The sequence below is a fragment of the Nitrospirae bacterium YQR-1 genome (assembly GCA_039908095.1).
In the GTDB taxonomy this organism is placed as follows: domain Bacteria; phylum Nitrospirota; class Thermodesulfovibrionia; order Thermodesulfovibrionales; family Magnetobacteriaceae; genus Magnetomonas.
Window position 1 is genome coordinate 91,722 of record JAMOBJ010000008.1, and the last position, 6,952, is coordinate 98,673.

The window sequence follows — 6,952 nt, forward strand, 5'->3', positions numbered from 1 at the left end:
TCATGGGTTCATCGGAAATATTCAGAAAGGCTTCTATTGAAAGACTATCATCTCCGGAGGAGCTGGACAAATTGATGACAACCACTTCTCCCATCGGATGGGTTGCCGTTTTAGCCCTTGGTTTGATAATAATTACAACCGTGTTGTGGGGGTTTTTAGGGACAATCCCGACCGTACTCAACGGAACCGGCCTGATAATGAAAACAGGTGGCGTGGTGGATATTGTTTCACAATCCAGCGGCTACATATCCGATATTCGAATAACCCCGGGAGACATTGTCTATAACGGCCAGACGGTGGCCAGAGTGGATCAAATGGATTTATTAAGCCAGATTAAAAATGCAAGAATAGAACTGGATGTGTTAAACAAACAGTATGAGCAGGCAAAAACTTACGAAAATAAGGATATTCAGCTGTCGTTGGAATATAGTAAAACGCAAAAATCCGCCTATGAAAAAAAGATCGCCAATACTAAGAAACAAATTGACTGGTTTACTGAAAAAATAAAAGACCAGGAGGCCTTGCTAAAAGACGGACTTATTACCAAGCAGGACTTAATAACTACCAAACAATCATACGATACCGCCGTCTCAAACATCAAAGATTACCAAAGTCAGCTTGAGCAGCTTTCCGTGCAAAGTCTCCAACATGAAAATACCAATCGCCAAACTTTGGATAATTTACTACAACAGATAAAGAACAAGGAATCAAACATAAAGATACTTCAAAACAGATATGACCTCAACTCCTCAATTACATCTTATTATACCGGCAGAGTGCTCAGCATATCGGCCACGCAAGGCAGCTTTATACAGGCAAACACCCCGGTGGCCGCCCTGGAGCTTATAGGATCAAATATCTGTAACCTAAGAGCAACCGTATATGTAACATCAGCCGATGCGAAACTTATCCGTAAAGGAATGAAAGTACAATTATCACCCGATACTGCACAAAAGGATATGTACGGTTATATGTTGGCGGTGGTGGCGGAAGTGTCGGAATATCCGGCAACTGCCGAGGATATGATGAATAAGTTACATAATAAAACTTTGGTGGAAATGATTACAAAAAACGGTTTGCCATTAACTGTTGTAGTAGATTTTATTCCCGCAGTTAACACGGTCTCAGGGTATAAATGGTCATCACCCAGAGGCGATAAATTAAAAATTTCATCAGGCACTCTGTGTAGCGCAACATTTATAGTAGATGAACAGAAACCGGTAAGCTATGTGATTCCTCTTTTTAAGAAGTATGTGTTGGGTGATTAGTTGGGTGATTAGAAGTTGAACACCAACACTGTAAAAAAAACAAGAGCAGTAACGCCTACGGTTTTACAAATGGAGGCGGTAGAGTGTGGAGCTGCGGCCCTTGCCATGGTATTGGGTTACTATGGGCTTTTCGTGCCGTTGGAAAAGCTTAGGATTGACTGCGGAGTGTCGCGCGATGGGAGTAAGGCCAGTAATATACTAATTGCAGCACGTAAGCACGGCCTTATTGCAAAAGGTTATAAAATGGAGCTTGAGGATGTATATAAAGCCAACCTTCCGGCTATAGTATTTTGGAACTTCAATCATTTTGTTGTTTTAGAGGGATTTAAAAAAGATACCGTTTTCATTAACGACCCGGGCTCAGGTCCCAGGCGCCTTACCACAGAGGAGTTTGACGGCTCTTTTACCGGAGTTATCCTTATTTTTGAAAAAGGACCTGATTTTAAAAAGGGCGGCGAGAAATCCAATCTGTTACGCACTCTGGCAGGAAGATTAAAAGGCTCGGAAACCGCCCTTGCCTATGTTGTTATCACCAGCCTCTTTCTTATTGTGCCGGGGATTATAATTCCAGTTTTTTCCAGAATATTTATTGACGATATTTTGCTGAGAGGGATAAAAACATGGATATATCCGTTGCTTTGGAGTATGGGAGCCGTCGCCTTGATAAACTTTTTGTTGACGTGGCTGCAACAGTATTATTTGGTTAAATTAGAGACTAAGTTTGCCGTCACCTCATCGAGTAAATTCCTCTGGCATGTGCTTAGGCTTCCCATTGAGTTTTTCACTCAGCGGTATGCAGGCGACATCTCAAGCAGGGTTTCAATTAATGACAGGATATCTACATTACTTTCCGGCACATTAGCTACCAATATTATCAACTTGTTAATGATATTGTTTTATGCAATTGTTATGTTTTTTTACGACATTGTTTTAACTGTAATTGCAATTTTGACAGCACTTATAAACTTTCTCTTTTTAAAATATATCTCAAGGGCAAGAACGGACTTAAATAAAAAACTTCAACAGGAAAAGGGTAAACTCTTAGGCAGCGCAATGGATGGTCTTCAAACAATTGAGACACTTAAGGCAACCGGTGCGGAATCGGATTTTTTCTCCAAATGGGCGGGTTATCAGGCAAAGGCTGTAACATCGCAGCAGGAGCTTGGGGTAAGTAGTCAGAGACTAAACGTAGTGCCTGTTTTGCTGACATCGTTAAGTAATGCAATAATTCTGACAGTTGGCGGCCTGAGGGTAATCGAGGGCAGCCTTTCCGCCGGAATGCTTGTAGCTTTTCAAGGCCTTATGATGAGCTTTATCACCCCGATAAATCAAATAGTATCGCTGGGAAGCACTATACAAGAGACAGAGGCCGATATAAACAGACTTGATGACGTCTTAAAATATGAAATAGACCCCGCATACAATATAGAACAAGATAATCCGAAAATTGATAAAACTAAACTACTGGGATATGTTGAGCTTAAAAATATCCAGTTTGGTTATAGCAGATTGGAGCCCCCGCTGATAGAGAATTTAAATATAAAACTAAAACCCGGCAACAGGGTAGCTTTGGTGGGAGGCTCCGGAAGCGGTAAGTCCACAATCGGTAAACTGATAGCCGGAGTATATGAACCGTGGAGCGGGGAGATACTCTTTGACAACAAGCCGGCTAAAGAGATAAGCCGTATAACTATGACAAATTCTCTCACTGTGGTAAACCAGGAGATATTTTTGTTTAACGATACGGTAATCAACAATATTACCTTATGGGACAGCACTATTGAAAAAAGTGACGTTGTAAAGGCAGCAAAAGACGCCTGTATTCATGACGAAATAGCTTTAAGAGCAGGCAACTATGACAGCATGGTAGAGGAGGGAGGGGTAAATTTCAGCGGCGGGCAAAGACAACGCATGGAGATTGCAAGAGCCCTTGTACTAAATCCCACAATTGTTATCTTAGATGAGGCAACCAGTGCGCTTGACCCAAGGACTGAAATGTTAGTGGATGAAAACCTCAGAAGACGAGGATGCACTTGTATTATTGTTGCACACAGGCTGAGCACAATAAGAGACTGCGATGAGATTCTTGTACTTGACAGAGGAAAGATAGTGCAAAGAGGTACGCACAATGATTTGATAAAAATTGAAGGTTTATATGCTGAGCTCATTAAACATGCCTGAGATAATTAGTGAAATAACAAAATATGGCCGGATAATTGAGATGGGCGGAAATAGACATATAACTCTGTCGGATTGCCGCAGCATGTGGTTTGTTATGGCCGGTGGTATAGACATTTTTTCGTTTTTGATTGACAATGAAGGCAATATACATGGAAAACAATATCTGTTTACTTTGGATGCCGGAGCGCTGATTGCCGGTTATGACGGCACAAGTGCCGGAGGTGATATCGGCCTTATGGCTTACGGAAAAGCGGGAAGCGCTTTAGTGGAAGTTAAAAGAGAGAAAGTGATAAGTTATTTATCGGACGACACTTACAGAGCGCAATTGCTCTCCGCTATAGACGGTTGGTTACGTCAACTCCTTCATCATTGCCACAAAGAGCTTCTCCCGCTGATGGTAAACATTATTGAGCCCGGTAAGGAATATAGCTTCTCTCAATCAGGCTGTTTCAGGACAGATAAGGAAATTGTTTGGATCAAAAGTTTTGAGGGCAATCTTAGTTTTGCCGGAATAAAAGATAAACTTCATATCCCGGACGGGGTGATGTTCCCTGTTTCCGAGAAAAGCTTCATTGCTTTCGAGGATACATGCCTTCTCAGTACTTTCGATACAAAAGCCTGTTTAATGTCTGATCCAGATTGCACATACCTTGACGGTTTTCATGCTCTGATGCTTATATCAATCAAACAATCAATATCCAACGAGACGGAATATGAAAAGCAACGCCTTAAACGAAAAGTAGAAAGAGACGCCTCTCTGATGGATTCTTCACTTACCGGGTTTTCCAATATTCTAAATAAGAAAAAAGCTGTAAGCATAACAACTGAACCGGAAAACTCCTTACTCTCTGCAAGCAGGCTTGTCGGGGGCGATTTAGATATTAAAATTAATGCTCCCGGGACCACCGCCAAAGAAGCAAGGTTAAAAGACCCGCTATCCCTGATAGCCCGCGCTTCCGGAATCAGAACAAGACGGATAGCTTTAAAAGGCCGATGGTGGGAACAGGACAACGGACCTATGCTTGGTTTTTTCGAGGGTAATAATCAACCAATCGCCCTTCTGTTTAAAAAACACTATACATTACATGATACGGTAAAGGGAGATAAACAACTCGTAAGCGAACAGGTTGCCTCAACAATATCCCCTTTTGCCTATTCGTTTTACCGGCCATTTCCTGAAAAGGCAATGGGCTTATACAGTATTTTGAAGTTTAGTTCTTTCAAAAATCTTTTAGATTTTGCCGTAGTGCTGTTGATGGGGATTGCAGGGGGGCTTTTAGGACTGATTATTCCTCTTTGTACTTCATTGGTGTTTGATTCAATAATTCCGATGGCTGAGACTTCTCAACTCTTACAGATAGGGCTTGCTATGGTGGTAGGAGCTATAGCAAACGCTATGTTTCAGCTTACCGGCTCCATTGCTATGCTTCGTATTGAAGGAAAAGTGGACGCCTCATTACAGTCTGCAGTGTGGGACAGACTGCTTTCTCTTCCTGTGAGCTTCTTTAGGCAATATACGGTCGGTGATCTTGCAAACAGAGCTATGGGCATAGACGGCATAAGGCAATTGATAACAGGGTCGGTTACAAGTGCAATTATTTCGGCGGCATTTTCAATTTTTAGTTTCTTTCTCCTTTTTTATTATAACCTGTGGCTGGCATTGACCGCTCTTGCTATTGTGGTGACGATAATAATAATAACCAGCTCGCTGTCGTATATTGTGGTTTACTACCAGAGGAGAATTTATGAGCTCTCAGGGCGTATTTTCGGGTTGTTATATCAGATTATAGGTGGAATTGAAAAGTTTCGGGTATCAGGGGCCGAGATGAGAGGATTTGCACAATGGGCTAAAGAATTTAAGGATCAAAAAACTTATAACTTCAATTCAGGAATTGCAAAAAACATTATTATCGCTCTAAACGCCATATATCCGGTAGTAGCCTATATGATAATATACGGAGTGTTTTATCACAAAGATATGTTTAAATTGTTAAGTACGGGGGATTTCCTTGCTTTCACTTCAGCCTTCAGCCAGTTTTTAGCGGCAGGTTTGCAAATGTCCGCCGTATCAATAAACATCATTGCGATAATACCGATATATAAAAGGGCAAAACCGATATTTCTAAGTATCCCCGAGGTTACTGAAGGAAAAAGGGACCCCGGCGAACTAACCGGTAATATAGAGATAAAAAATGTGTTCTTCAGATATCATGAAAGCGGTCAGTATATTTTAAGAGACCTTTCGCTTCAGATTAACTCCGGTGAGTTTATAGCCATAGCCGGTGCATCCGGCAGCGGGAAATCAACGCTCTTAAGATTGCTGCTGGGTTTTGAAACTCAGCAACGTGGTTCTGTTTTCTATGATAACCACAATATTCAGACACTGGACGTTCACTCGTTAAGGAGACAAATAGGTGTGGTACTCCAGAATGGCCAACTGATGTCAGGCAATATTTTTAACAATATTGTTGGGGCAAACAACCTCACACTTGATGATGCATGGGAGGCGGCAAGAATGTCCGGCCTTGAGGAGGATATTAAAGCCATGCCGATGGGTATGCATACTGTTATTGCACCGGGTGCTTCTACAATTTCAGGAGGGCAAAAACAAAGAATCCTGATAGCCCGCGCCATGGTAACAAAGCCGAGGATATTCTTCTTTGATGAGGCCACCAGCGCTCTGGATAACTTAACTCAGACAATAGTAAGCAGAAGCCTTGAAAACTTTTATGCAACAAGATTAGTTATAGCCCATAGGTTGAGTACTATAATAAAAGCAGATAAGATTGTTGTTATTGATAAGGGCTCTGTGGCGGAGACAGGCACTTATGAGGAACTGATGAAAAAAAACGGTTTATTTGCACAGTTGGCTAAGCGGCAACTGGCATAAATAATGAGATGCCGGCAATGTATAAATATTTTATAAGAATCATTATAGCAATATTAATAATCATATTTTGTTTTGCCTGTGAGGATACAAGCATAGTCTCACAACGTTATAAAAAGAGTAAAAAAGGACGTGACAATATTACAATTGCCGTGGCCGGTTCATGGGATAAAATCAACTACAGAGTCGATATGCTTAACGCTGTAGCTCTGGCCGTTGAGGAGATTAATAGTACTAATATGCTAAATGGGAGAAAGATCGTTTTAATTGCAAAACATGACTCTGCAGATATAAATAAAGCGAGACTTATAGCCACTGAAATAGCGAACAATACCGATGTTGTGGCCGTCATAGGTCACTCACTCAGTTTTATCACATCATCCGTGGATGATATTTACAGTATCGGCGGGCTGCTTATGCTCTCTCCATCATTATATATCCCGGATAAAATAAAAAAAACTATTCCAATGATGTTTTCATATACGCCAAATCCAGACTCTATTGCGGAGACATTTATACGTTACATGAAGAGTAAGAATTATAAAAGCGCTGCTGTAGCATATCTCAATGAGGATTCCTCTATAAAGATTTTAAATAGTTTTTACAATATCGGAGA

At 41.2% G+C, this 6,952-nt stretch carries 4 protein-coding genes; all 4 read left to right on the top strand.

Annotated elements, in window-relative coordinates:
- Positions 1–2 precede the first annotated feature (2 nt).
- Positions 3–1,268: an NHLP bacteriocin system secretion protein gene (locus tag H7844_06265; GenBank protein ID MEO5356885.1), complete on the top strand. Its 1,266-nt coding sequence runs from the start codon at positions 3–5 to the stop codon at positions 1,266–1,268.
- Positions 1,269–1,337: 69 nt separating this feature from the next.
- A complete protein-coding gene (locus H7844_06270; protein MEO5356886.1) occupies positions 1,338–3,449 on the top strand; it encodes an NHLP family bacteriocin export ABC transporter peptidase/permease/ATPase subunit in 2,112 nt (703 codons plus the stop codon).
- Entirely contained in the window at positions 3,442–6,339 is a 2,898-nt protein-coding gene (locus tag H7844_06275; protein MEO5356887.1) for an NHLP bacteriocin export ABC transporter permease/ATPase subunit, read from the top strand. Before H7844_06270 ends, H7844_06275 begins: the two co-directional genes overlap by 8 nt.
- Before the next feature lie 17 nt (positions 6,340–6,356).
- Positions 6,357–6,952, top strand: a 596-nt coding sequence (locus tag H7844_06280) for an ABC transporter substrate-binding protein (GenBank protein MEO5356888.1), incomplete at its 3' end; no start/stop codon positions are given.

Coding starts and splice junctions, on each gene's coding strand:
- H7844_06265 (MEO5356885.1), top strand. CDS start 3: ATGGGTTCATCGGAAATATTCAGAAAGGCTTCTATTGAAAGACTATCA.
- H7844_06270 (MEO5356886.1), top strand. CDS start 1,338: ATGGAGGCGGTAGAGTGTGGAGCTGCGGCCCTTGCCATGGTATTGGGT.
- H7844_06275 (MEO5356887.1), top strand. CDS start 3,442: ATGCCTGAGATAATTAGTGAAATAACAAAATATGGCCGGATAATTGAG.